Source organism: Streptomyces cinnamoneus (assembly GCF_002939475.1).
GTDB classification, from domain to species: domain Bacteria; phylum Actinomycetota; class Actinomycetes; order Streptomycetales; family Streptomycetaceae; genus Streptomyces; species Streptomyces cinnamoneus_A.
In genome coordinates, this window is sequence record NZ_PKFQ01000001.1 from 2,060,477 (window position 1) to 2,085,457 (window position 24,981).

The 24,981-nt window shown below is 72.0% G+C and carries 23 protein-coding genes and 1 pseudogene; 15 read left to right on the top strand and 9 right to left on the bottom strand.

The window, feature by feature from the left end:
* Window positions 1-65: 65 nt before the first annotated feature.
* Entirely contained in the window at window positions 66-767 is a 702-nt protein-coding gene (locus CYQ11_RS08585; protein WP_181143615.1) for a biliverdin-producing heme oxygenase, read from the top strand.
* A 68-nt stretch (window positions 768-835) separates the two neighbouring features.
* Here the strand turns inward: CYQ11_RS08585 and CYQ11_RS08590 are convergent, their stop codons facing one another.
* The gene (locus CYQ11_RS08590; RefSeq protein WP_099200758.1) at window positions 836-2,488 is read right to left on the bottom strand and encodes an HtaA domain-containing protein; all 1,653 of its coding nucleotides are present in this window, start codon (window positions 2,486-2,488) and stop codon (window positions 836-838) included.
* 627 nt (window positions 2,489-3,115) lie between these two features.
* Between CYQ11_RS08590 and efeO the strand changes: the two genes are divergently transcribed.
* From efeO to CYQ11_RS08610, 4 genes are read left to right on the top strand one after another with little or no spacing between them, the layout of a single operon-like run.
* Window positions 3,116-4,249: an iron uptake system protein EfeO gene (gene efeO, locus CYQ11_RS08595; protein ID WP_099200757.1), complete on the top strand. Its 1,134-nt coding sequence runs from the start codon at window positions 3,116-3,118 to the stop codon at window positions 4,247-4,249.
* Window positions 4,250-4,260: 11 nt separating this feature from the next.
* On the top strand, window positions 4,261-5,562 hold the full coding sequence (gene efeB / locus CYQ11_RS08600; RefSeq protein ID WP_099200756.1) for an iron uptake transporter deferrochelatase/peroxidase subunit: 1,302 nt from the start codon (window positions 4,261-4,263) through the stop codon (window positions 5,560-5,562).
* Window positions 5,563-5,593: 31 nt separating this feature from the next.
* Window positions 5,594-6,565: an iron uptake transporter permease EfeU gene (gene efeU, locus CYQ11_RS08605; protein ID WP_099200755.1), complete on the top strand. Its 972-nt coding sequence runs from the start codon at window positions 5,594-5,596 to the stop codon at window positions 6,563-6,565.
* The gene (locus tag CYQ11_RS08610) at window positions 6,462-7,469 is read left to right on the top strand and encodes an SCO2278 family lipoprotein (RefSeq protein ID WP_099200754.1); all 1,008 of its coding nucleotides are present in this window, start codon (window positions 6,462-6,464) and stop codon (window positions 7,467-7,469) included. Before efeU ends, CYQ11_RS08610 begins: the two co-directional genes overlap by 104 nt.
* A gap of 21 nt (window positions 7,470-7,490) precedes the next feature.
* On the opposite strand, the gene CYQ11_RS08615 is transcribed toward CYQ11_RS08610, so the two are convergent.
* Window positions 7,491-8,219 carry a bifunctional DNA primase/polymerase gene (locus tag CYQ11_RS08615; RefSeq protein ID WP_099200753.1) on the bottom strand — a complete coding sequence of 243 codons (729 nt, stop codon included), beginning with the start codon at window positions 8,217-8,219 and terminating at the stop codon, window positions 7,491-7,493.
* 131 nt (window positions 8,220-8,350) lie between these two features.
* Window positions 8,351-8,944: a TetR/AcrR family transcriptional regulator gene (locus CYQ11_RS08620; RefSeq protein WP_099200752.1), complete on the bottom strand. Its 594-nt coding sequence runs from the start codon at window positions 8,942-8,944 to the stop codon at window positions 8,351-8,353.
* 138 nt (window positions 8,945-9,082) lie between these two features.
* Here CYQ11_RS08620 and CYQ11_RS08625 point away from each other — a divergent pair, with 138 nt between their 5' ends.
* Window positions 9,083-9,268, top strand: a complete 186-nt coding sequence (locus CYQ11_RS08625; RefSeq protein WP_099200751.1) for a DUF6243 family protein — start codon at window positions 9,083-9,085, stop codon at window positions 9,266-9,268.
* Between the two features lie 114 nt (window positions 9,269-9,382).
* Entirely contained in the window at window positions 9,383-10,249 is an 867-nt protein-coding gene (gene ddaH / locus CYQ11_RS08630) for a dimethylargininase (RefSeq protein ID WP_338105665.1), read from the top strand.
* 10 nt (window positions 10,250-10,259) lie between these two features.
* Here ddaH and CYQ11_RS08635 read toward each other — a convergent pair whose 3' ends face one another.
* The 3 genes from CYQ11_RS08635 to CYQ11_RS08645 all read right to left on the bottom strand — a co-directional run bounded on the left by CYQ11_RS08635 (window position 10,260) and on the right by CYQ11_RS08645 (window position 14,183).
* A complete protein-coding gene (locus tag CYQ11_RS08635; RefSeq protein WP_099200750.1) occupies window positions 10,260-11,270 on the bottom strand; it encodes a small ribosomal subunit Rsm22 family protein in 1,011 nt (336 codons plus the stop codon).
* Window positions 11,271-11,292: 22 nt separating this feature from the next.
* Window positions 11,293-12,594 (bottom strand): multidrug effflux MFS transporter, encoded by a 1,302-nt coding sequence (locus CYQ11_RS08640; protein ID WP_240003526.1) that lies wholly within the window; start codon window positions 12,592-12,594, stop codon window positions 11,293-11,295.
* Between the two features lie 98 nt (window positions 12,595-12,692).
* A complete protein-coding gene (locus CYQ11_RS08645) occupies window positions 12,693-14,183 on the bottom strand; it encodes an alkaline phosphatase D family protein (RefSeq protein ID WP_240003525.1) in 1,491 nt (496 codons plus the stop codon).
* A 121-nt stretch (window positions 14,184-14,304) separates the two neighbouring features.
* Between CYQ11_RS08645 and CYQ11_RS08650 the strand changes: the two genes are divergently transcribed.
* A complete protein-coding gene (locus CYQ11_RS08650; RefSeq protein ID WP_146104655.1) occupies window positions 14,305-14,757 on the top strand; it encodes a hypothetical protein in 453 nt (150 codons plus the stop codon).
* Between the two features lie 32 nt (window positions 14,758-14,789).
* Here CYQ11_RS08650 and CYQ11_RS08655 read toward each other — a convergent pair whose 3' ends face one another.
* Window positions 14,790-15,803, bottom strand: coding sequence for a helix-turn-helix domain-containing protein (locus tag CYQ11_RS08655; RefSeq protein ID WP_099200746.1), 1,014 nt, complete (start codon window positions 15,801-15,803; stop codon window positions 14,790-14,792).
* Between the two features lie 239 nt (window positions 15,804-16,042).
* On the opposite strand from CYQ11_RS08655, the gene CYQ11_RS08660 reads away from it, so the two are divergent.
* The 5 genes from CYQ11_RS08660 to CYQ11_RS08675 all read left to right on the top strand — a co-directional run bounded on the left by CYQ11_RS08660 (window position 16,043) and on the right by CYQ11_RS08675 (window position 21,961).
* Window positions 16,043-16,294, top strand: a complete 252-nt coding sequence (locus CYQ11_RS08660; protein WP_099200745.1) for a hypothetical protein — start codon at window positions 16,043-16,045, stop codon at window positions 16,292-16,294.
* Between the two features lie 197 nt (window positions 16,295-16,491).
* A complete protein-coding gene (locus CYQ11_RS29470; RefSeq protein WP_181143616.1) occupies window positions 16,492-16,659 on the top strand; it encodes a hypothetical protein in 168 nt (55 codons plus the stop codon).
* 276 nt (window positions 16,660-16,935) lie between these two features.
* Window positions 16,936-18,405: a C40 family peptidase gene (locus CYQ11_RS08665; protein WP_099200744.1), complete on the top strand. Its 1,470-nt coding sequence runs from the start codon at window positions 16,936-16,938 to the stop codon at window positions 18,403-18,405.
* A gap of 187 nt (window positions 18,406-18,592) precedes the next feature.
* Window positions 18,593-20,650, top strand: coding sequence for a glycoside hydrolase domain-containing protein (locus CYQ11_RS08670; RefSeq protein ID WP_181143617.1), 2,058 nt, complete (start codon window positions 18,593-18,595; stop codon window positions 20,648-20,650).
* 102 nt (window positions 20,651-20,752) lie between these two features.
* Entirely contained in the window at window positions 20,753-21,961 is a 1,209-nt protein-coding gene (locus CYQ11_RS08675; protein ID WP_099200742.1) for an FG-GAP-like repeat-containing protein, read from the top strand.
* Between the two features lie 63 nt (window positions 21,962-22,024).
* Here the strand turns inward: CYQ11_RS08675 and CYQ11_RS08680 are convergent, their stop codons facing one another.
* Window positions 22,025-22,498 carry a superoxide dismutase family protein gene (locus CYQ11_RS08680; protein WP_338105652.1) on the bottom strand — a complete coding sequence of 158 codons (474 nt, stop codon included), beginning with the start codon at window positions 22,496-22,498 and terminating at the stop codon, window positions 22,025-22,027.
* 332 nt (window positions 22,499-22,830) lie between these two features.
* On the opposite strand from CYQ11_RS08680, the gene CYQ11_RS08685 reads away from it, so the two are divergent.
* Window positions 22,831-23,628, top strand: a complete 798-nt coding sequence (locus CYQ11_RS08685) for a PASTA domain-containing protein (protein ID WP_099200740.1) — start codon at window positions 22,831-22,833, stop codon at window positions 23,626-23,628.
* Window positions 23,629-23,732: 104 nt separating this feature from the next.
* Window positions 23,733-23,944 (top strand): annotated as a pseudogene (locus CYQ11_RS30230) (alpha/beta hydrolase); the annotation flags it as partial.
* A 55-nt stretch (window positions 23,945-23,999) separates the two neighbouring features.
* Here the strand turns inward: CYQ11_RS30230 and CYQ11_RS08695 are convergent.
* The gene (locus CYQ11_RS08695; RefSeq protein ID WP_146104656.1) at window positions 24,000-24,611 is read right to left on the bottom strand and encodes a ricin-type beta-trefoil lectin domain protein; all 612 of its coding nucleotides are present in this window, start codon (window positions 24,609-24,611) and stop codon (window positions 24,000-24,002) included.
* Window positions 24,612-24,981: the final 370 nt, after the last annotated feature.

Sequence of the window (24,981 nt, forward strand, 5' to 3'; positions counted from 1 at the left end):
GCTAGGGTCTTTTTACCGACGTCCAGTCGGGAAGCGATTGACTTAGGTGAACCTAAGTGGAGAGGATGAGGCTTTCCCGTCCCCCCGGCTTCCGGAGGTCCTCCTTGGACGCGTCCGCCCCGGCTCCGTTCTCCACGCTGATCCGCACGGCCTCCCACGAGCAGCACGCGGAGGCCGAGAACTCGTCGTTCATGAGCGACATGCTCGGCGGGCGACTGGGTGTGGCGGCCTACCGCCGCTACACCGAGCAGCTCTGGTTCGTCTACCGCGCCTTGGAGTCGGCCTCCGGGGCCCTGGCCGCCGACCCCGTCGCCGGCCCCTTCATACGCCCCGAGCTGGCGCGCACCCCCCAGCTCGCGCGCGACCTGGCCCACCTCGGCGGCCCCCGCTGGGACGCGGGCCTGGAGCCGCTGCCCGCGACCGCGACCTACGCGGCCCGGATCGCGGAGTGCGCCCGCACCTGGCCCGCCGGCTACGTCGCCCACCACTACACCCGCTACCTCGGCGACCTCTCCGGCGGTCAGATCATCCGGGGCACCGCGGAGAGGACCTGGGGCTTCGCCCGCAAGGGCGACGGCGTGCGCTTCTACGTCTTCGAGCGGATCGGCAACCCCGCAGCCTTCAAGCGCGAGTACCGGGCACTGCTGGACGCGCTGCCGGTGGACGAGCTGGAGAAGCAGCGGGTGGTCGAGGAGTGCAGGCGCGCCTTCGCGCTGAACACCGCGGTCTTCCACGAACTGGGGCGGCAGTTCCCGCTCAGCGCCTGACGGACGGCGGACAGGCCCGCGCCCGCCGGTGAGCCGTACCGGCGGGCGCGGGGGTCGCGGGGAGGGGGTCAGTCGCGGGCGCGGCGCCGGCGGGCGCCGTAGACCGCGGTGCCGCCCGCCGCCATGAGGGCCGCCGCGGTGCCCAGGAGCGGGCCGGTGGGCGTGGTGGCGCCCGTCGCCGCGAGGGTGGCGTCGCCGCCCGAGCCGGTGCCGGAGGCCGGACCGGTGGTGCCCGTACCGGTGTCCGCGCTGCCGCCGGTGTCCGTGCTGGTCGTCGTGGTGGTGGTCGTGCCGGTGCCGGAGGTGCCCGAGCCGTCGGGCAGCTTGACCTTCTCGTCCACGGTGAGGGCGAGGGACACCGGGTCGAGAGCCGCCTTCTCCTTGTAGGACGCCTTCCCCTGCTGGGTGAGCAGCTCCGCGCCCTCCTTGGTCAGCGTCGCCGGAACGGCCGAGAGGGACACGAGGCCGTCCTTCGCCTTCAGGGCGTCGGCCGTGCCCAGTGCCAGCTCCGCGAGCGGCATGTCCTGAACCTTCGTGGTGGTGCCGGTGGCCTTGTTCTTGGTGGCGACGTCCGCGGTGATCTTGCCGCTGACGCCCGCCGCCTGCACCTTGAAGTTGCCGAAGCGCAGGTCCAGCTCGCCGTCCCGGCCGGTGAAGAGCAGCTGGCCGCTGAAGGTGACGTCGGAGAGCGAGGGCCTGGCCGCGTCGTACGTGCCGGTGCCCTTGGTGAAGCGGTAGCCGTCGCCGGACTTCACGGCGTCGCCGGAGAGTTCGGCCTTGCCCTTGGCGGGGCCGGTGACGTAGTCGCGGAAGGACTTCAGGAGGCCCCAGTCCAGGCGGCCGTCGTAGACCTTGCCCGAGGCGGTCGTGCCCGTCGGCGTGCCGTTGTTCTTCTGCTGCGTGGTGTCGCCCGTGGGCTGCGTGGTGCCGCCTGCCGGCTGGGGCGTGGTGCCCGTGGGCTGGGTGACACCTCCCGTGGGCCGGGTGGCGCCGCCCTTCGACGGGTCGCCGGCGCTGCCCTCGGGGTGCGCGGGGTCGGCCGGCCGCTGCTGCTGTCCGTTCGGCGCCGCTGGCAGGGCGAGGGTGACCGGATCGATCTCGGCCCCCTGCCGCAGGGGCGTGCCGTCGTACGACAGGACTTCCGCGCCCTTGCCGGTCAGCTTCGCGGGTATGCCGGCGTAGACGCGCGCGCCGCCCTCGCCGGGCTTCGGGGTGAGCCCCGCGAGGTCGACCGAGGCGAGGGCCACGTCGTCCTGGAGCCTGCCGTCCGCGGTGGTGACGTCGGCGGTGATGCTGCCGGCCGTGCCGCCCTTGGGGTCGGCCACGAACTTCACGTCGGTGAACGTGAGGTCGAACTGCCACTTCCCGGCGTCCACGGGGCGCGCGAGGAAGCGCACGCTGCCCTTGAACGTGGTCGTGGCCGGGTACGCGGCGGCGGGCGCGCCGGTGCCGCCGGGGAACGTCAGGGCGCCGTTGCCGTCGGCCTGCCGCACACCGTCCCCGGCCTCGATCCTGCCCTGTCCGACGCCGGCCACGTACTCACGGAACGCCTTGGAGACCCCCCATTCCAAGGTGGCGTCCTTCAGCGCGGCGCCGGACGGCGGCCCGTCGGTCTGCGCCCCGGCCACGGCCGCGTGCGCGGGAACGGTCAGCGCGGCGGCACCGAGGGCAGTCGCCGTGGCCAGCGCGGTCAGCGCGGCACGACGTGCGGTGACGGTCATCTTCCATATCTCCTAGTGGGGCTTGAGGTGAATGAGGTGAACACGCTGCCCATCTCAGCAGTGCGGCGCGGGCCGGGGAAGAGCCGCGTCGGTCGAGCCCGGTGAGGGGTGCGTCACGGCCGACGCGGCGTCAGATCGCAATGACCGTAGGCGAAATCGCAAGCGGAATGGAAAACGGAATCGGAATCGCACAATCCGCCAGGCCCGCTCACCCCGTGAAGACGCGCGGGGGCGGAGGATGCCGCACCCGGATCGGGAAGACCGTGGAGCGCGTACGGCGGCGACCGCCGGGATGGCCGGATCCGCCCCCCGCCCGCGCGCCCCGCCGCCCCGGCCGGCGGAACCCCGGCACGGGCGGGCCCGTATCGGGGGCCGTCGGCGCGGCGTTGTCGGGCCGTGTCCATTCCCGGACCCCGAATGCGAGGGAGCCTCTCCACGGAGAGGCGCGCCGTGGGACACGTGATGCCTCTGGGGCCGTACTGGAAGAAATTTTGCCTCGTGAGAGCAGAATCACGCACCGATCGGGGAACAGGGTAGGCAAGCCTCAGATAAGTTAGGGCGACCTTATTCGGCCGGTGCTTTTTGGCCATGTCCTGTTCCGCCCTATCCGAGAGCCTGGGAGCCCCCATGCGAGTCCTCCGCTCCTCCGCCGTCACCGCCGTCGCGGCGGCCGCGGCTCTGACCGTCGTGTCCGGTTGTGCCGAGAAGTCGGACGGCAAGGGATCGGACGCGATCAAGGTCGCCGCCTCCGACGACAAGTGCGAGGTCTCGAAGACCACGTTCCCCTCGGGTCACGTGAAGATCGCCGTGGAGAACAAGGGCTCCAAGGTCACCGAGGTGTACGTCTACGGCGAGGGCGACCGGATCGTCACGGAGCGGGAGAACATAGGCCCGGGCACCAAGACCGAGATCACCGCCACCATCAAGGCCGGTTCCTACGAGATCGCCTGCAAGCCCGGAATGAAGGGCGACGGCATCCGGCAGAAGATCACCGTGACCGGTGGTGGCGGCGCCGCGAAGAAGACGGACCCGGAGCTGGACAAGGCCGTCGCCGCATACCGCGCCTACGTGCAGCAGCAGGCCGACGAGACCGTCTCGGCCGCCCAGAAGTTCGCCGACGCCGTCAAGAACGGCGACCTGGAGGAGGCGCAGAAGAACTACGCCCTCTCCCGCGTCGGCTGGGAGCGCACCGAGCCGGTGGCGGAGTCCTTCGGCGACATCGACCCGAAGGTCGACGTCCGCGAGGACGGCCTGGAGAAGGACCAGCAGTGGACCGGCTGGCACAAGCTCGAGAAGTCGCTGTGGGAGACCAAGCAGATCGGCGACGACGACAAGAAGCTCGCCGACCAGCTGATGACGGACCTCAAGGACTGGCAGAAGCGCGTCGGCACCGCCGAGATCACCCCGACCAGCATGGCCAACGGCGCCAAGGAGCTGCTCGACGAGGTGGCCACCCGCAAGGTGACCGGTGAGGAGGAGCGCTACAGCCACACCGACCTGACCGACTTCCAGGCCAACGTCGAGGGCGCCGAGAAGGCCTACGAGCTGCTGAAGCCCGTCGCCGCCAAGAACGACGCCGCGCTCGCCAAGGAACTCGACACCCAGTTCGCGAACCTGAAGAAGCTGCTCGGCGACTACCGCGACGGCGACGGCTTCAAGTCGTACGACGCGGTCGGCAAGGACGACCGCAAGAAGCTCTCGGACGCGGTCAACGCCCTGTCCGAGCCGCTGTCCAAGCTCGCCGGCGCCGTCGCCAAGTAAGGGTTCGGACGATGACTGAAGCGAACACCACCACCGGCTCCGAACGGAACGCCGGGCCCGCCGCGGACACCGCGTCCCCGCGTCCCTCCCGCCGCGCCCTGCTCGGCTGGGGCGGCGCCGGCCTCGCGCTCGGCGCCGCCGCGGCCGGCGGCACCGCCGCCGCCCTGCGGACCGGCGCCGACGCCCAGCCCGTCGCCTCCGGAGGCGACGCCGTGCCCTTCCACGGCGCCCACCAGGCCGGCATCGCGACGCCCGTCCAGGACCGGCTGCACTTCGCGTCCTTCGACGTGACCACGACCGACCGTGCCGCGCTGGTCAAGCTGCTCCAGGACTGGACGGCCGCCGCGGCCCGCATGACGGCCGGCCACGAGGTCGGCGACGGCGCGATCAGCGACAACGAGGAACTGCCCCCGGACGACACCGGCGAGGCGCTCGGCCTCAAGCCGTCCCGGCTGACCCTGACCTTCGGCGTCGGCCCCGGCCTGTTCGAGAAGGACGGCAAGGACCGCTTCGGGCTCCGCGCCCGCCGCCCCAAGGCCCTGATCGACCTGCCCGCCTTCCCCGGCGACAACCTCGACCCGGCCCGCAGCGGCGGCGACCTGTGCGTCCAGGCCTGTGCCGACGACCCGCAGGTCGCGGTGCACGCGATCCGCAACCTGGCCCGCATCGGCATGGGCAAGGTCGCCATCCGCTGGTCGCAGCTCGGCTTCGGCAAGACCTCGTCCACGACGCCGGACGCCCAGACCCCGCGCAACATGATGGGCTTCAAGGACGGCACGCGGAACATCGCCGGCACCGAGACCGCCCGGCTCGACAAGCACGTGTGGGTCGGCGAGAAGGACGGCCCGGACTGGATGACCGGCGGCTCGTACCTCGTCGCCCGCCGCATCCGCATGCACATCGAGACCTGGGACCGCACCTCGCTCCGGGAGCAGGAGGACGTCTTCGGCCGCGACAAGGCCGAGGGCGCCCCGGTCGGCAGGGAGCGCGAGCACGACGAGCCGCTGCTGAAGGCCATGAAGCCGGACGCGCACGTGCGCCTCGCCCACCCCGACAGCAACAACGGCGTGACCATCCTGCGCCGCGGCTACTCCTTCACCGACGGCACCGACGGGCTGGGCCGGCTGGACGCGGGCCTGTTCTTCATCGCCTACCAGCGTGACGTCCGGGACGGCTTCGTGCCGCTCCAGACGAACCTCGCCCGCAACGACGCGCTGAACGAGTACATCCAGCACGTGGGTTCGGCGGTCTTCGCCGTGCCGCCGGGCGTCCGGGACAAGGGCGACTGGTGGGGCAAGGCCCTGTTCGCGTGATCCACGGACGCACCACGGAAGGGGAGGCCGCGTGTTCGGCAACTACCTGATCGGCCTGCGCGAGGGCCTGGAGGCCAGCCTGGTCGTCTGCATCCTCGTCGCCTACCTCGTCAAGACCGGGCGGCGGGACGCCCTGCGCCCGGTCTGGCTCGGCATCGCCGTGGCCGTCCTGCTGAGCATGGGCTTCGGCGCCCTGCTCCAGTACGGCTCGCAGACGATGACGTTCGAGGCGCAGGAGATGCTCGGCGGCTCGCTGTCGGTCGTCGCGGTCGGCCTCGTGACGTGGATGGTCTTCTGGATGCGGCGCACCGCGCGGCACCTGAAGAAGGAGCTGCACGGCAAGCTGGACGCGGCGCTCGCGATGGGCACGACCGCGCTGGTCGTCACCGCCTTCCTGGCCGTGGGCCGGGAGGGCCTGGAGACCGCGCTGTTCATCTGGACGGCCGTGCAGGCCACCGACGACGGCGTGCGGCCGCTGGTCGGCGCGCTGCTCGGCCTGCTGACCGCCGTGCTGCTGGGCTGGCTGTTCTACCGCGGCGCGCTGAAGATCAACCTGGCGAAGTTCTTCACCTGGACCGGCGGCATGCTCATCGTCGTCGCGGCGGGCGTCCTCGCCTACGGCTTCCACGACCTCCAGGAGGCCGACGTCCTGCCGGGGCTGGGCGACAGGGCCTTCGACGTCAGCGAGCAGATCCCCGTCGACAGCTGGTACGGCACGCTGCTGAAGGGCGTCTTCAACTTCCAGCCCGACCCGACGTGGGTGCAGGTCGGGGTGTGGGCGCTGTACGTGGTGCCGACCCTGGTGCTGTTCTTCGCGCCGGGGCGTGCCGGTAGGGTGTCGCCGTCCCCAGCAGTCACCGAGGAGTCGAAGCGCGATGAGACGCCGGTCGCCACGTCGAGTGTTCCCGGCAGCGGCGCTGACGGCGGCGGCACTGCTGACGGCGACGGGCTGCGTGACGGTGCACGGCGAACGGGCGGTCGTCCCGGCGGTGACCAGGGCTGAGGCCGCCAAGGCACTCGGCCGCTTCACGGACGGCTACACCGAGGCGTACCGCAGGCTCGACCCGGCCCTCGTGGACCGGGTCGAGACCGGCGCGCTCGCGGAGATCGGCCGGGCCGACCTGGCCGCCCAGCGCGCGGCGACGCCCGGGGGCAACCCCGGCTACCCGGCGCTGAAGCTGGACGACGCCCGGTTCACCGTCCCCGCGATGGCCGGCTGGCCGAAGTTCTTCCTCGCCGACACCCGCAGCAACCGGGACCGCAACCGCTGGCTCGTGGTCTTCACCCGGGCCGGCGCTGGGAAGCCCTGGAAGGCGGCGTACCTGTCGCTGCTGGGCGAGGGGAAGGTGCCGGCCTTCGCCCTGGACGGGGACGGACACGCGGAGGCGGTGCCGGCGGCCGGGGTCACCGGGACGGCGTCCGGTGCGAAGGGCGGCGCGAAGGGCGGCGCCTCGAAGCCGGCGCCGGTGCTCGCGCCCGGCGCGGTGAGCGGCAGGTACACGGACTACCTGCGCACCGGCGACGGAAACGTTTTCGCTCCCGGCGGGTCCACGACCCTGCTCCGGGAGGAGCGCGCCAGGCTGGCGCGGACCCCCAACTTCTGGACCGACTACATCGACAGCCCCGAGAAGGAGCCGGACTTCCCCGCCTTCGGCCTGCGCACGGCGGACGGCGGCGCGCTGGTCTTCTTCACCGCGCACCACCGGGAGAAGCGCACGATGGCCGAGGGCGTGCGGCCCACGGTCACCGATCCGCGGACGAAGGCCCTGCTCTCCGGGGACCTCAGGCACGCGGTGACGTACACCCGGGTGTCGGAGTCGGCCGTGGCCGTGCCGCCGAGGACGGCGGGCGGCCAGGTGGTCTTCCTCAACCGGATCGAGTCGCTGACCGCCGCCAAGGGCGAGTGACCGCGCGGGACGGGCGGGACTTCAGCGGCCGATCGGCCAGGGGTGGGGCTGTTCGTGGTCCTGCCGGTCGCCGGCGTACTGGGCGCAGGCGTCCGTGAGCGCTTCGAGCAGGGTCAGCGGGTCGGGCAGCGGCCGCTCGGGGCCGCGCAGCCACGCCACCCGCACGTCGCCCGGCGGCAGCGAGGGCGGCAGCAGCACGTAGCTGCCCCGGCAGTGCCAGCGCAGGCCGGGATGTTCGTCCATCGTCTCGGGGTGACAGTCCAGCTCGCAGGGCCACCACTCGTCCTCGTCGTCCGGGGTGCCGCGGGTGGCGGTGAAGAACAGCATGCGGTCGGGGGCGACGGTGGCGACGGGACCCACCTCGACGCCGGCCGCCGTCAGCCGCTCCAGGGCCGCCCGGCCGGCCTCGGCCGGCACGTCCAGCACGTCGTGGGCGATGCCGGTGGCGGTGACGAAGTTGGCCTCGGGCTGGCCGCGCAGCCACTTGGTGACCTTCTCGGGGTCGGTGGTGGCCAGCGTCTGCCAGGCGAAGGAGACGGGGTGGCGGCCGGGGGTGGGACAGCCGATGCGCTCACAGGAACAGCCGTACCCGGAGGGGTGGGCGGCGGGGGCCAGCGGGAATCCCGCGGCGGCCGCGGCCAGGAGCAGTTCCTCGCGGGCGGCCCCGTCGGCCGCCCCCGTGCCCGTATCGCCGCCCGCTCCGCTCCTGGGGCGGCGCAGCCATTGGGAGAACCTGCCCTTGCGTTCCATCTATCCCCTCACTTCGACCGCGGTCTCCGGTCAATGCTGCCACCATCCTGCTCCCGGTGTGACCGCCGGACGCATCCGGGGGGTGTGAGACCGGCCGCGTGCCGGGCCGCCCGTACGGGCCGTCCGGGGCCTCAGCGCCTGGCGACGGCCCGGACGACCAAGTCCACGAGGGTGTCGGTGAACTCGTACGTGAGAGGACCCGTACGCATGAGCCAGCGCTGGCTGAAGGGGCCGAGGAGCATCTCGGCGGCCACGCGCAGATCGGCGTCCTCGGCCACCTGGCCCTGGTCGCGGGCGGCGCGCAGCCGGTCGGTGTAGACCTTGATGCCGGGCTCCATGAGCCGGGCGACGAAGTCGGCGGACAGTTCGGCGTCGTTCGCGCCCGCGGCGGCGAGGGCGCGGTAGGGGGCCTGGAACTTCGGGTCGTTGAATTCGTCCACGCTGGCGCGGAGGACGAAGCGGAGGTCGGCGGCCAGGTCGCCGGTGTCGGGGAGGCCGGCCTCGTAGTCGCCCGCGTCCGCGGTGAAGGCGTCGAGCAGCACGGCGGCCTTGGACGGCCACCAGCGGTAGATCGTCTGCTTGCCGACGCCCGCCCGGGCGGCGATGCCCTCGATGGTGAGCTTGTCGTAGCCGACCTCGCCGACGAGTTCGAGGGCGGCGTCGAAGATCGCCCGGCGGGAACGCTCGCTGCGGCGGGTGGAGTCGGGGGTCCTGGGGGTGGCCATGACGGGAGTCTAGCGAGAGCCGATCCGAACCGTATCGTCTTCGAACAGGTTGACAAGACGAACCGTCTCGTTCACCCTAGAGGCGCAACGAGACGGAGCGTCTCACTGAATCGCAAGTCTGGACGAGAGGGGAACCCCATGACCCGGGGCAACAACGGCGCCATGCTCGGAGTCGGCGGCACGCGCAGCAACCTCTCCCGCACGGCGCTCCGCGGCGGCGGCCGCGGCGGCCGGGGAGCCGGGAGCGGCACCGACGCGCTCGCACAGAAGCGCGAGCTGCTGCGGGCGTTGCGGGAGGGACGGTCCGGCGGCACGGGAGCGTGAGCGGGCGGTTTGTAAACCACCCGTACGGTTCATGCGCGAAGGTCTCCCACCGTGGACCATTTGGGCACGCACGACAACGGCGTGCGTGCCCAACACCACCGTGAGGAGCGCGACTTGATCACCGCCCCGCGTGCATCCACCCCGCGTCGCTATCTGATGTGCCCGCCCACGTACTTCCGGGTCACATACTCGATCAACCCCTGGATGGACCCGGGCAAGCCGGTCGACCTGCCGCTCGCCCTCGCCCAGTGGGAGGAGCTGCGCGACCGCTACCGCTCCCTCGGCCACACCGTCGAGGAGCTGGTACCCCGCCCCGGCCTGCCCGACATGGTCTTCGCCGCCAACGGGGCCACCGTCGTCGACGGCCGGGTGCTGGGCGCCCGCTTCACCCACCCCGAGCGGTGGGAGGAGGCCGCGGCCCACCTGGCGTGGTTCCGCTCCCACGGGTACGCCCGTGTGCGCGAGCCCCAGCACATCAACGAGGGCGAGGGCGACTTCGCCGTCACCGCCTCCTGGCTGCTGGCCGGGCGGGGCTTCCGCAGCAGCCCGCTCTCGCACCCCGAGGCGCAGGAGTTCTTCGGGCGCCCGGTCATCGGGCTCGACCTGGTCGACCCGCGCTACTACCACCTCGACACCGCGCTGTGCGTGCTCGACGACTCGACCGACGGCGAGATCATGTACTACCCGGGCGCCTTCTCACCCGGCAGCCGGGCGGTCCTGGAGCGGCTGTTCCCCGACGCGCTCGTCGCGAGCGAGGAGGACGCGATGGCGCTGGGGCTCAACGCGGTGTCCGACGGCAGACACGTGCTGCTGCCGCAGGGCGCGGTGGGGCTCTTCGAGCCGTTGCGGGCGCGGGGGTACGAGCCGGTCGGGATGGACCTCGGCGAGCTCCTGAAGGGGGGCGGCAGCGTGAAGTGCTGCACCCAGGAGCTGCGCGGGGATCCCGCCGGGCCCGGCGGGACGGGGACCGCCGGGCTCTGACGGCTCCGCGTCAGCCGGACCGGGGCGGCCACGCGTCGCCCCAGTCCGCGTCGCGCGCGTCCCGGTACCGGGGCCCGTGCCGCTTGGTCACCGTCTCGCGGGTCAGGCCGTCCTCGGGGGTGCACAGGTCGAGCAGGACCTGGCCCTTGCGGATCTGCGGCTTGCGGACGACGCGGGCGGGGGCGGCCGGCGGGTCCTCGTCGCGGACGGCCGCCACGTACGAGAACTTCTCGTCCTCGTAGGCCAGCGAGCCGCCCTTGACCTGCCGGTGCAGCGACGAGCGGCTCACGCGCGCCGCGAAGTGGCACCAGTCGGCGCCCGGTTCTATGGGGCACGCCGCGCTGTGCGGGCAGGGGGCGACGACGCGGAAGCCGGCCGCGATCAGGCGGTCGCGCGCCTCGATGACGCGCAGGTAGCCCTCGGGGGTGCCGGGTTCGACGACGACGACGGTCCGCGCGGCGCGGGCCGCCGCCTCGGTCACGGCCCGCCGGTCGGCCTCCGTCAGCTCGCCCAGCACGTACGAGACGGTGACCAGGTCGGTGCCGGCGTCGAGGGCCAGCCCGGTGCCGATCGTCTGCCGCTGCCACCGCGCGGCGCGCAGGGCGGGGTCGGCGGCGGCCCGGGCCAGCTCGGCGCCGAGGGCCAGGGCGGGCTCCGCCCAGTCCAGGACCGTCGTCGTCCGCTCGGCGCCGGGCCAGGCCGCGGCGACGGCCCAGGTGGCGGCGCCGGTGCCGCCACCGATGTCGGTGTGGGAGGCGGGCTCCCACGCCGGCAGCCGGTCCCGGAAGGCCTCCAGCGCGGACCGTACGGCCTCGAAGGTGGCGGGCATGCGGTAGGCCGCGTACGCGACGACGTCGGAGCGGTCGCGCAGCACGGGGGTGTGGGTCGGGGTGCGCCCCCGGTAGTTGGCGATCAGCCGCTCGACGGCCTTGGCGGCCTGGCTGGGCGGCAGCCCGTCGAGGAGTCCGGCGAGGACGGTGCGCAGGTTCTCGCCGGTCGGCGGGTTCACGGGGGCGTGCATTTGGTGAATTCTAGGCGGCCGCTCAGGCGGGGTCCGCCGTGGCGGTGGCCCTCCGCCCCGGCCTGCACAGGACGACGAAGCACAGGACGGCCGCGAGGGCGCAGCCGAGCTGCACGGCCGCCATCGGTACGGCCGTGTGCTCGCCGGCTATGCCGACCAGGGGCGAGGCGACGGCCCCGAGCAGGAACGTGGAGGTCCCCAGGAGGGCGGACGCCGAGCCGGCGGCGTCGCGGGAGCGCATCAGGGCGAGGGTGTTGGTGTTGGGCATGGCCAGGCCCATCGCGGACATCAGGACGAAGAGCCCGGCCGCCACCGGGACCAGGCCCACGTGGCCGAGGACGCCGGAGGTCATGAGCAGCAGGGCCGCCGAGGCCAGCGTGATCACGGCGAGGCCGGCGCCGAGCGCCTTGTCGAGGCTCACCCGCCCGACGAGCACCTTGCCGTTGACCTGGCCCACGGCGACCAGGCCGACGGAGTTGAGGCCGAAGAGCAGGCTGAAGGTCTGCGGCGAGGCGCCGTAGATGTCCTGGACGACGAAGGGCGAGGCGGAGATGTAGGCGAAGAGCGCGGCGAAGGCGAAGCCGCCGGCGAGGGTGTAGCCGGTGAAGACGCGGTCTGCGAGCAGGCCGCGCATCGTGCGCAGGGCCTCCCCGAGCCCGCCGGAGTGGCGGCGGTCCGGCGGCAGGGTCTCCCCGAGCCGCCGCCAGACGACCACGGTCAGGACGGCGCCGATGACGGCGAGGACGACGAAGACGCCCCGCCAGTCGGTCAGGCGGAGGATCTGGCCGCCGATGAGCGGAGCCACGACGGGGGCCACACCGGAGATCAGCATGAGGGTGGAGAAGAAGCGGGCCATGGCGTCGCCGTCGTAGAGGTCGCGGACCATGGCGCGCGCGATGACGATGCCGGCCGCTCCGGCCAGGCCCTGGACCAGGCGGAAGGCGACGAGCAGTTCGACGGAGGAGGCGAAGGCGCAGACCGCCGTGGCCACGACGTAGACGAGCATGCCGGCGAGCAGCGGGCGGCGGCGGCCCCACCGGTCGCTGAGCGGGCCGACGACGAGCTGGCCGAGGGCCATGCCCATGAGGCAGGCGGTGAGGGTGAGCTGGACGGTGGCCGCCGGGCTGTACAGGGAGTCGGTGACCTCGGGCAGGGCCGGGAGGTACATGTCCATGGAGAGCGGTGGCAGGGCCGTCAGGCCGCCGAGGACGAGGGTGACGATCAGGCTCGCGCGGCGGGCGGCCGTCGCGGCCGGGGACGTGCCGGCCGCCGGCGGGGCGGGGGTGTGTTCGTGGACGGCCTTGCCGGGGCCGGGGTCCGTCATGCGGGGCTCCATGGGTCTGCGCCGATTGATGAAACTTCAAGCGAACCCATGGTGTCATGAGCGCGGACGGTCCCCGACCCTTACGTGTGCGATGTGTCCTACGCCGCACTGAAGCCCGGGGCACCGGCCTCCGAGACGAAGCGCGCGGAGGTCTGGACGGGGGCGCCCGGCGTGAGCACGCCGGAGAGGGTGCGGAAGTCGGCCTGCATCCGGGTGGCGTCGAGCGAGACGACCACATAGCCGCGGCGGCCGTCGTAGTACTTCATGTGGGGGTTGGCGGCCAGCTGGAGGTTCCAGTCGTCGGGCCGCTCCTCCCCGTCGAAGCCGCTGGAGACGGAGGTCCCGACCACCTCGACGCCCAGGGTGCGGGAGCCGGGGTCGTCGAAGTCCTTCTTGACGTCCATCGCGTAGTGGACGTGGACGTCCCCCGAGAGGACGACGAGGTTCTCGACGCCGGCCCGCTCCACCCCGTCGAGCACGCGCTGCCGGGACGCGGGGTAGCCGTCCCAGGCGTCCATGGAGAGCCGGGACCGGTCCGCGGTGGTGTTCTTGCGGCGGCAGAAGGCGACCTGCTGGACGACGACGTTCCACAGGGCGGTGGAGTCGTGGAAGCCGTCGAGCAGCCAGCGCTCCTGGGCCTCGCCGGTGAGCGTGCGCGCCGGGTCCTCGGACTCGGGTCCGGGGTACTGCCAGCCGTCGCCGTACGCCTGGTCGGAGCGGTACTGGCGGGTGTCCAGGATGTCGAACTGCGCCAGCCGCCCGTAGCGGAAGCGGCGGTAGAGCCGCATGTCCGGCCCCGTGGGCCGGAGGCCGGCCCGCAGCGGCATGTTCTCCCAGTACGCCCGGTAGGCGGCGGCCCGGCGGGCGCGGAAGACGTCGACGGGGTCGTTGTTCTGCGAGACGTCGCCCGCGTAGTTGTTCTCGACCTCGTGGTCGTCCCAGGTGACGAACCAGGGGTGGGCGGCGTGGGCGGCCTGGAGGTCGGGGTCGGACTTCCCCAGGGCGTAGCGCAGGCGGTAGTCCGTGAGGTTCCAGGTCCAGTGGTCGAAGAACTCCGGCAGGGGGTGGTCGGTGTAGTTGCGGGCGCCGGCCTGCGCGTTGATGGCGTTCTCGTAGATGTAGTCGCCGACGAAGAAGACGGCGTGCAGGTCCTCCGCGGCGAGGTGGGCGAGGGCGGTGTAGTAGCCCTCGTCGTACTGCTGGCAGGAGACGAGCCCGAAGCGGACGCCGTCGACGTCCGCGTCGGGGGCCGGTGCGGTGCGGGTGCGGCCGACGGGGCTGATCCATCTGCCGACGCGGAAGCGGTACCAGTAGACGGTGTCGGGTTCGAGGCCGCACACGTCCAGGTGGACGGTGTGGTCGTCCTCGGCCGGCGCGGAGGTGGTGCCGCTGCGGTGGAGGTGGCGGAACGACTCGTCGGAGGCCAGCTCCCACTGGACGTCGAGGGCGCCGTCGGCGGGTAAGCCGCTGCCCGGCTCGAAGGGCCGGGGGGCGAGTCTGGTCCACAGGACGACGGATCCTGGCAGGGGGTCGCCGGAGGCGACGCCGAGGGTGAAGGGGTCGGCGTTCAGGGCCTGGAGGGGGGTCATACGTTCAGATTGCGCGTGGCTGGGGTGACTGTGAAGGCCCGTGGTACTGAACGTTCCATGACGAGGGGGAACGGTGACCGTCTCGCCCCGCAATGGCCGATTCGGGGTGTAGCTTCCCCCCATGCGAGAGGCGACACCGCGAGGGCGCGTCCTGGCGTACGGAGTGGCGTGCGGCCTGGCCTCGGCCCTGGCCGTGGCCGCTTTCGTCCTCGTCGGGCGGGCCGCCGCTCCCCCGCACCCCCGCCCGGAACCCCGCGTCTCGGCGCGCGTCGCCGCCGTCGTCCCCCTGGGCACGGGTGACCCGGCCGTCACCAGGGTGCGGGTGAAGGTGACCTTCACCGGCCTCAAGGGCCGGGCGGGCTCCCTCCGGTGGCACCTGTACAACGACGTCACCGAGCTGCCCATGAGCGAGGAGAGCACCCTCGGCTCCCCGGTGCTGGCCTGGCGCACCACCGACTGGAAGCCGACGCTCACCGTCCCCACACCCCCGGTGCCCTGGCAGCTGCGGGTGACGGCGTACGGCCCCGACGGCCGGAAACTGGCGTCGGGGCACTCGGACTTCGCGTTCCGCTGAGCCGGTCCGCGGCGGGTGTCGCACGGCGGGTGTCACACCGCCGGGCCCACCGCCACCCGGCTCGGCAGCCATCCCGCCTGCACCGCCAGCACCCCGGCCTCGAACCGGCTGCGTGCGCCGAGGCGCTCCATCAGGCCCGTGGCGATGCGCCGGGCCGTGCGCTGCGAGACGCCCAGGCGCTTGGCGATGGCCTCGTCGGTGCGTCCCTCGGCCAGCAGTTGGATGGTGGCCGCCTCCTGGGCGGTCAGGCCCCGGTCGTCACGGGCCGGCGCCTCACCCAGCGGCTGCGCCGCGGACCAGATGGCGTCGAAGAGCGCGCACAGGGCGGTGAGCATGCCCTGGCCGGTCAGGACGACGGCCCGGGCCGCCGAGTCCTCGCTGTTCACGGGGATGACCGCGGTCGTGCGGTCGATGATGATCATCCGGGTGGGCAGCGAGGGCGCCGTGCGCACCTGGCCGCCCAGCTCCGTCAGCCACTGCGCGTACGCCACAGAGTGGGTGCTGTTGCGCACGCTGTCGAGATAGACCGTGCGCATCCGCACGCCCCGTCCGAGCAGGTGCCGGTCCAGCGGGCGGGACGCCTGGAGGTTCTCCTTGGTCTGCGCCCCGTCGGGGCTGAAGGCCAGCACCTCCTCACGGACGTCGCGCGTCAGCCCGTTCAGGCGGTCCCTGATGGCGTCGATACCGACCAGCTGCTCGCCGCCGAAGCCCGCCGACGCCGACCGCTGGTCGGCGAACTCGGCGATGAGCTGGGCTGCGGCCACCCGGGACTCCTCCAGGCGCTTCTGCTGCTCGGCGAGCTGCGCCTGCTGACGTGACATCAGGATGTCGAGTCCGATGTCCGGCGACACGGCCCGCGGCAAGCCCCCCAGCTCAGCCGACGGCCGCACGAGCGACAGTTCGCTCAGCACGTCCAGTCCGTGACGCACGTCGGCGTCGGACAGTCCCACATGGTCCGCCAGGGCGGCGACCCCCGCCCCCGGCAGGGCGAGCAGCCCCCGGTACACCTGCTCGGATCTGGGATCGAGTCCCAGCGTGTCCAGCATTCCCAACCCCCGAAAAGACGAGATGTCTCCCCAATACTTTCAAGATCATTGCATGTATGTACGAATATTTGTAGGCCTGTCCGCCCCTATCCCGTGGCCGCTTTAGGCCATGGACTGAAAAGTTCCGCTTGAATGCCTGGCCACCCCCCGCCCCGGCTTGGGAGATTGGCGCCATGTATCTCGTGCACGTAAGCCTCCGGGGCCCGGACAATGCGGCGCTTCCGCCCGGAACCGGCGAATTGGTCCGTTCCCACGCCCTGCCCAGGGAACGCGTCGAACACGTCGCGGTCCATGCGCACGCCGAGCCGCACCCCGTACTCGGGGTATACCTGCTCGCCGAGCGGCTGGAGCAGGCCGAACTGCACGCGGCACAGGCTTGCCGGCGCACGATCGCGCACCGCCCCGAACTCGCCGAATGGGAACTCGCCACGGCCCAGGTCCCCCTGCTGGATCTGCACGGCCCCCTGGAGCTCTCACCCCTCGTGGACTGATCCGTCCAGGGCCCCTTCGGGCCACCGGAAAGCTCTTCCGCACCGTCTGACCTGGGACGAAGCTATTACCCATCAGCACGGAACACCGGCGGCGAGCACCGGAGAACGCACCGGCTGGACCAAAGAGGCATCACCGCGGGATGCCCTTGGACCGCCGGCTCGCCGCCCGAAGTCCACACCCGAAGGGACCACCTGAGATGCTTCGCACCCGAATCGCCAAGGCCGCCGCGGTCGTCGCCCTCGCGCTCGGCTCCGCCGTCCTCACGCAAGCCGCCACCGGCGCCACTCCGGCGGCCGCCGCGGACGCCAAGGCGCAGAAGGTGGTCCTTCCCTCCATGGGCTGGCAGTCCATGGGCTGGCAGTAAACGGCGGGGCCGGCCCGCGGCGGACGGCCCGCAGACACCACCGAGGCCGCTTCCGGCTCTCGCCGATATCCGAAACTCCGGGCATTACCGGCGCCGAACTCCACGGGCGCCACGCATTAACTCCGCCCGGCTTTCCCAGACTTTCCGGCTCGTAGCGAGCGCCGCCCGAAACGCCGCGGCAGCCGCCTTCCGAACCGGTTCCCCACGACTCGACCAGGCATTCCGGCCGGCCTGACGGCACCGCATTGCCTGACACCACTTCCTACGGAGATTTCCATGGCTGAGAACGCCTACCTGCGCAAGTCCGCCATCGGCATCGCACTGGTGTGCGCCATCACCGGTGGCACGGTCGCCACCGCGACCGCCGCCTTCGCCGCCCCGGCGCCCGCCCCCGCCGCTTCGGCCACCGCCACGCCGGCCGCGGACAACGACAAGGGTGGCGCGGGTCAGGGCCCGCGCACCCCGGCGCATCCCAGAAGTTCCCTGGTGGCCGGCGCCACCAAGCTGGCCCCGAAGATCACCCGCAGTGAGGCGATCAAACGCGCCAAGTCCTGGGTGGGCATCGGCCTCTCCTACAACCAGGGCGGCTCGTACAAGGGTTACCGCACCGACTGCTCCGGCTACGTGTCCATGGCCTGGAACCTCAGCGACTCGCTGGCCACCCCCGAGTTCGGCCCCGAGGGCGTGACCGAGAAGATCAGCAAGAACGAGCTCAAGGCGGGCGACGCCCTGCTGAACCCCAAGCCGGGCAACTACGGCCACATCGTGCTCTTCGAGAAGTGGGCCAACTCGGACCACTCCGCCTACTGGGGCTACGAGTTCACGGGCAGCGGCGTCCACTACCGCGAGATCCCCTACACCTACTTCTCGGGCTACGACGCGGGCAGCTACTACCCGGTCCGCAACAAGTCCGTCGTGGACGACGGGCCGTCCGACCCCGGCATGACGCAGCTGACCGCCGGTGACCTCAACGCCGACGGCAAGAAGGACGTCGTGGCCGTCAAGGTCGAGACCGGCGAGCTGTTCCTCTACCCGGGCACCGGCAAGTCGGGCCTCGACATGCTCGGCGACCGCGTCGAGATCGGCAGCGGCGGCTGGAACGGCATGAAGAACCTGACGGTCGGCGACTTCAACGGCGACGGCAAGGACGACCTGGTCGCCTCCAAGACCGAGACCGGCGAGCTGTTCCTCTACCCCGGCACCGGCAAGAAGAGCCTGGAGGCCCTCGGCGACCGCGTCCTCATCGGCACGGGCGGCTGGAACGGCATGAACAACCTCAGCGCCGGTGACTTCAACGGCGACGGCAAGGCCGACATCATCGCGTCGAAGAACGAGACCGGCGAGCTGTTCCTCTACCCCGGCACCGCCAACAAGGGCCTCGACACCCTGGGCAGCCGCACCCTCATCGGCACGGGCGGCTGGAACGGCATGAACAAGCTGGCCGCCGGCGACTTCAACAAGGACGGCAAGCCCGACCTCGTCGCCACCAAGACCGAGACCGGCGAGTTGTTCCTCTACCCCGGCACCGGCAAGGCCGGGCTGGACACCCTCGGCGACCGCACCCAGATCGGCACCGGCGGCTGGAACGGCATCTCCGACTACGCCGCAGCCGACTTCACCGGCGACGGCATCGCCGACCTCGCCGCCGTCGACTCCGACCGCGGCGAGACCGGAAAGCTCTACCTCTACAAGGGCAACGGCAAGGGCCTCGACGGCCGCACCGAAATCGGCACCGGCGGCTGGTAGCCCGCGACGCGCCGCGCCGGTGAGCCCTCCGGCTCCCGCCCCCGCCGGGGGATGACACCGGCCGGCGCGCCGCCTCCCAGGGGTGGGCCCGCGCCCCGCCCGGGCCCACCCCGCCCCCTCCTTCGCCCTTCCCGCCCAGCCCAGGCCGGCTCGCGCCCGCCTGCAGACGCTCTTTGTGGAGAAAATGATGAGCTCCAAGCACGTGCGCGGCCTGGCCACGCTCGTGGCGGCCGCCGCCGTCCTCGCCGCCCCGCTGGTGTCCGCCGGTTCGGCCCTCGCCGCCACCCCGGCCGGCCAGGGCGGCGCCCCGGTCTCGTACCAGGGACTGTCCCTGGACGTACCCGCCGGCTGGAACGTGGTGAACCTCGACGACCACCCGGACACCTGCGTCCGGCTGGACCAGAAGACCCTCTACCTCGGTCACCCCGGGGCCAACCAGAACTGCCCGACCCACCTGGTCGGCCAGAAGACCGACGCGCTGGTCGTCGAGCCGGTCTCCGGCGCCGCCCCCCGGCCGGACGTCCCGACGGTGAACGTCGCGGCAGGCCAGCAGGTCCCCGGCACGCTGCCCACCGACGACGGGCGGGAGGTGCGGGTGGCGTTCGAGGGCGCGGGCCTGTTCGCCACGGCCAGCTACGAGGGCTCCACCGCCGCCGTCCAGAAGATCCTCTCCTCCGCGAAGCTCGACAAGTCGGCGAAGCCCGCCGCCGCGCCCAAGCCGTCGCGGGCCCCCCTGGCCGCGGCCGCCGCCGCGGTGACGCCGAGCACCGGGTTCACCGGCAAGGCCTTCGACGCCTGCGCCGCCCCCTCCAACTCCACGATGTCGGACTGGGCCGACTCGCCCTACCGCGGCGTCGGCATCTACATCGGCGGCCCGACACGGGTGTGCGCCCAGCCCAACCTGACCTCCTCCTGGGTGCAGACCCAGACCCGGGCCGGCTGGCACATGCTGCCGATCTACGCCGGTACGCAGGCCGCCGGCATCTCCTCCGGCAACGCCACGGGGCAGGGCCGCGCGGCCGCGGAGAAGGCCGTCGAGCTGGCGAAGGACCTGGGCTTCGCGCCGGGCACGGTGCTGTACGTCGACATGGAGAACTACTCCCCCGGCTACCGCGCCAACGTCCTCAACTACCTGTCCGGCTGGTCCGACCGGATCCGCGAGCTGGGCTTCCGCTCGGGCGTCTACGGCTCGGCGTCCAGCGCCATGAAGGACCTCTCCTCGGTCTACAACAACGACTCCTACCACCGCCCGGACGTGGTGTGGTCGGCGAACTGGAACAGCAAGGCCGACACCGACGACAGCTACATCCCCGACGGCTACTGGTCCCACCACCAGCGCGTCCACCAGTACGCGGGTGAGGTCAGCGAGTCGCACGGCGGCACGCAGCTGAACATCGACCGCGACTACGTCGACGTCGCCCCGTCCCTCGGCGACCCGGGCATGACGCAGCTGACCGCCGGTGACCTCAACGCCGACGGCAAGAAGGACGTCGTGGCCGTCAAGGTCGAGACCGGCGAGCTGTTCCTCTACCCCAACACCGGAAAGTCGGGCCTCGACATGCTCGGCGACCGCGTCCTGATCGGCACGGGCGGCTGGAACGGCATGAAGGACCTCACCGTCGGCGACTTCAACGGCGACGGCAAGGACGACCTCGTCGCGACCAAGGCCGAGACAGGCGAGCTGTTCCTCTACCCGGGCACCGGCAAGAAGAGCCTGGAGGCCCTCGACGACCGCGCCCTCATCGGGACCGGCGGCTGGAACGGCATGAAGGGCCTGTTCGCCGGTGACTTCAACGGCGACGGCAAGACGGACCTGGGTGCGGTCAAGAGCGAGACAGGCGAGCTGTTCCTCTACCCCGGCACCGGCAAGAAGAGCCTGGAGGCTCTCGACGACCGCGTCCTCATCGGCACGGGCGGCTGGAACGGCATGAACAAGCTGGCCGCCGGCGACTTCAACAAGGACGGCAAGCCCGACCTCGTCGCCACCAAGACCGAGACCGGGGAGCTGTTCCTCTACCCCGGCACCGGCAAGAAGGGCCTGGACACCCTCGGCGACCGCACCCAGATCGGCACCGGCGGCTGGAACGGCATCTCCGACTACGCCGCAGCCGACTTCACCGGCGACGGCATCGCCGACCTCGCCGCCGTCGACTCCGACCGCGGCGAGACCGGAAAGCTCTACCTCTACAAGGGCAACGGCAAGGGCCTCGACAGCCGCACCGAAATCGGCACCGGCGGCTGGTAGTTCCCGCCCCTCTCCCCGGTCCCCTCACCTTCCGAGCTTCTCAGCTCGCCGGCTTCTCAGCTCGTCAGCGAACGTTCCGTGAACTTCACCAAGAGGTCATCCATGTCTTCCTCGTCCCGCATCGCCAGACGCCTCCTCCCCCTGGTCGTGGCGCCCGTCGCCGCCCTCTCCCTCTTCGGCTCCGGCACGGCCTCGGCCGCCTCGGTCGCCACCTGGGACAAGGTCGCCCAGTGCGAGAGCAGCGGCAACTGGCACATCAACACCGGCAACGGCTACTACGGCGGCCTCCAGTTCTCGCAGGACACCTGGGAGTCCTACGGCGGCAAGAAGTACGCCGCCCGCGCCGACCTCGCCAGCAAGGAAGAGCAGATACGCATCGCCGAGAAGGTGCTCAAGGGCCAGGGCCCGGGCGCCTGGCCGAGCTGCGGCGCCCGGGCCGGGCTCGGCAACGACCACGCCGACCCGTACCCGGACAAGCCCACCCCCACCGACCCGGGCATGACCGAGCTGACGGCGGGTGACCTCAACGCCGACGGCAAGAAGGACGTCGTGGCCGTCAAGGTCGAGACCGGCGAGCTGTTCCTCTACCCGAACACCGGCAAGTCGGGCCTCGACATGCTCGGCGACCGCGTCCTCATCGGCACGGGCGGCTGGAACGGCATGAAGGACCTCACCGTCGGCGACTTCAACGGCGACGGCAAGGACGACCTGGTCGCCGCGAAGAAGGAGACGGGCGAGCTGTTCCTCTACCCCGGCACCGGCAAGAAGGGCCTGGACGCCCTCGGTGACCGCGTCCTCATCGGGACCGGCGGCTGGAACGGCATGAAGCACCTGGCGGCCGCCGACTTCAACGGCGACGGCAAGGCGGACCTCATCGCCGCGAAGACCGAGACCGGGGAGCTGTTCCTCTACCCGAACACCGGCAAGAAGGGCCTGGACACGCTGGGCAGCCGCACCCTCGTCGGCACCGGGGGCTGGAACGGCATGAACAAGGTCGTCGCCGCGCGCGACTTCAACGGCGACGGCGGCCCCGACCTGATCGCCACCAAGACGGCCACCGGCCAGCTGTTCGTGTACGCCGGCACCGGCAAGTCCGGCACCGAGATGTTCGACTCCCCGAGGGAGATCGGCACGGGCGGCTGGAACGGCATCTCGGACTACGCGGCCGCCGACTTCAACGGCGACGGCATCACCGACCTCGTGGCCGTCGACTCCGACGCCCGCGAGACCGGAAAGCTCTACCTCTACAAGGGCAACAGCCAGAAGGGCGGCCTCGACAGCCGCGTCGAGATCGGCACCGGCGGCTGGTGATCAGCCGGCCTGACGAACGCTGCGGGGCGCCCGGTCACGGGCGCCCCGCAGCGCTGTACCCCCTCAGACGAAGGGCACGTTGACGCAGGCGAGCCGGGCACCGGCCATGCCGGCGTGCCCGGCACCGGTCTCGGTGGCGTGCTCGTGCACGACGACGGAACGGGCCTCGCCGTCCCGGAAGCGCCACTGGACGTCGGCGGACGCGCCGCCGTCGCCGCGCCGGTCGGTGGTGAGGTCCAGCCACACCTCGTTGCGCGGGTTGGCGTAGGCGGGATCGGTGGACGGCTGCTTCGGGTCCTTGCGGTCCTGGTAATGCGGCCCGGAATCCTCGGGCTTGGCACCGCACGGCTTGGTGTGCACGTGGGCGCCGAACGTCCGGCCGGCCTCGACGCCGTGCAGACGCAGGGCGATGTGCGTGCCGTCGTGGCCGGTGCGCTCGACGACGGTGACGCGGGCGCCGTCGGGGACGACGTCCGCACGGAAGGTGACGGCGGCGTGGACACCGCCGCCGGCCGCGGGCTCGAACCACTCGCTCACGGCAACGCCTTGGCACTGAACGCTCGTCGGAGATGCCACCAGCATCGAAGCGGCAATCGCGGACGTGACGAAGGACATCTTCCGCCCCTTTCGACGCAGCCCGCTCTCGGCCCCCGGCGCGGGCTGACTCCTCAGCCCCGCACCCTCCCGTCCGCTCCACGCCCCTGGCTACACGGTATCCAGCCATCGCCCGGGGTGCGCGGGGCGGCGGGGTGGCGCCGATGAGCGGCCCCGAAGCTTCCACAGAGATGTTCCGTGATTTTCTTCCGCACCCCTCAACGCCGGGGTTAGAGTGCGGCGCCCAGCCCGACTTGCCTCGTGGGAGCGCCCCTGTGTCCGTCCTGTCACCGCACTCCCCGCCGCGGCACGCCCGCTGGTGGCAGCGTCCGGGAGTAGTCATCGCCCTGCTGGTGGTCCTCCCGCCCGTGGGCATCGTCCTGGCGTGGCTAAGTGACTGGCCGCGCCGTAAGAAGACCATCGCCATCGTCCTCTCGGCTCTGTGGCTGGCCCTCTTCGTGGCGACCCCCTCGAAGGCCGAGCACGAAGGCAAGGGGAAGGCAGCGGCCCCGAAGCCGGCCGGACGGGCGTCGGCGTCGCCGGCGCCCTCGCCGACGCCCTCGGAGACACCTTCGCCGACGCCGCCCCCGACCCCCACGCCGACCGCTGATCCACAGATGCCGGATGTGGTGAACATGCCGTACGGCAAGGCGTCGGATGCCTTAAAGAAGCTGGTCGACGGCGGCACGGAGGCGTACAGCGCTTACACGGACGTCGAGCTGGTGAACGACCACGACGACTGGACGGTCTGCTTCCAGAGCCCGTCGGCGGGCACACCCCTCGCCCCGGCGCACGCGGCACCGAAGATCCACGTGGCCCCGCCGGGCACACCGTGCCCCAAGAGCAAGAACACGGAGCTGCACCCGAAACCGACGACGGAACCCGGCCCGGACCCCGACAGGAAGCCGGGCACGGGCGGAGCCTCGGGCGGCAGCGCCGGCGGAGGAGGCGTGGGCGTGGTCCACCCGGGCGCGTTCTGCTCCCCACAGGGCGCCACGGGCGTCACGACGAAGGGCACGCCCATGACCTGCGCCCCGAGCACGGGGGGCCGCAACCGCTGGCGCAGTGCGTAGGGCCGGCTGGTCGGCCACTGCGAGGGGAGGACGTGGAGGTCGCGGCCACCGCAGCGACCGGTGGCCGCCGGGACCGGGCGATGGTACGTGGCCACGGCGCCACGGAGCGCGCACCCCTGGTCCTGATGGGCCACGGCGGCGGCAACCACAAGAAGCGCCCGGCGATGTCCGGCCGAGCCCGACTCCTGGTGACCGGCTGCGGCTTCCACGTCGCCGTCCTCGACCCGGTCACGGTGGCCGGCCGCGCACGGCGCACGACGAGGCGGAGATCGCCGAACTCTTCCGGGCGAGAGCGGCCGGCGAGCCGCCGGCACCTCGGCGGAGCGGGCCCCGGGGCGGCCCCAGCGACGCCAGAGCCGCCGGGACTCCCGCTAATGGACCATGTTCCACATCTGGTACCGGTTGGTGTGGTTGTAGCAGGTGGTCTTGGCGACCGGAGCGCCCTTGGGGGTGCCCTGGTCCCACAGGAGCTGGTTCTCGTGGCCGTCCTGGCCGCGGTCCAGGCAGAAGACGTGGCCGGTGCCGTCCCTCCCGCTCTGGTAGTTGGCGAACTGCCAGCTCTGCCGCGGGTTGCCGGAGGTGTTGCCGACCCAGGTCAGGTTCCACTGCTGGTGGTAGTCGGTCCACTCGCATCCGGCCCCGCGGGTGGCCGTCCAGTCCTGGGTGCCGCCCGGGACTTGCGAGTGGTAGTGCTGGGCCCGGAGGCAGTTGCCTTCCTTCTTGTGGATGATCTGCACGCGGTCGTAGTAGCCGCCGACGTTGCCGTCGTAGGAGACCACGTCCCACCGCTGGTACGGGTTCCCCGGCTGGCACGGATTGGTGTAGACGTCGCCGCCGTTGCTGTCGAGGCAGTAGCCGGTGGCGTAGTCCTGGAGCATCACGTTGCGCTGGTAGGTGTTCGCGTGGGCGGTGCCCGCCGTTCCTGTCACCACCGCAGCTGCGAGCACTCCGGCCGCCAGTGCCGATCTCACCTTGATGTTCACCCGAGAACCCTCTCTCCCCGTACCTCGGTGGTACGCCACAAGAACCGTGGCAGGGGTTCGAACGGCCGCACAGGGGACGGCAGTTCAAGAAACGGTTCACTCCGCTACCGAACCGGACCAGCCGAGGGAAGGGAAAAGCCGGCCTGCCGGCACCGGCTGCGGGGACCGGGGCGAGGTCCGGGGGGCGGAAACCCCCAGGTTCTCCCCAGCGCCAAAACCACCAGACGGCAGGCGTGGAAGACGTGCGAGCTGTCCCTCGGCGAGCGGCGGGCCCTGTCCCTGCGGTGCGCCCTGGACCGGCCGGACGGCCTGATCGCGGCCGCCCGCGACGGGATGACCGACCAGGCAGTGAGATACCGCCTCGAACGAG